Here is a 341-nt window from a genome sequence, read left to right on the forward strand (position 1 = left end):
GCCGGACCCGATACTGCTGTTGCAGCACCCGGAAGCGGGCTTACAGTAACAGGATAATTGGCAGAAACTGTTCCGTTTCCGCATGTATTTGTACCCTGTACTGTGATATTTCCTGTAGCGGCAGATGCCGAATAATTAACCGTGATCGAATTTGTATTTGAGCCCGAAGCAATCGTTGCTCCTGAAGGCAGCGTCCATGTATAGCCTGCAGCATTTGCAATAGCAGTAACTGTATAGGCAACGCCCGACTGGCCCTGACAAACCGTAGCCGGACCCGATACTGCTGTTGCAGCACCCGGAAGCGGACTTACAGTAACAGGATAATTGGCAGAAACTGTTCC

General features: G+C 50.7%; 1 protein-coding gene. It reads right to left on the bottom strand.

Annotated features, from left to right (window positions below; genetic code table 11):
• A partial coding sequence (locus tag GKZ88_RS22425) for a hypothetical protein (RefSeq protein ID WP_196216516.1) occupies positions 1 to 341 on the bottom strand: 341 nt, incomplete at both ends.

The sequence above is a fragment of the Flavobacterium sp. LC2016-01 genome (assembly GCF_009711135.1).
Lineage (GTDB): Bacteria > Bacteroidota > Bacteroidia > Flavobacteriales > Flavobacteriaceae > Flavobacterium.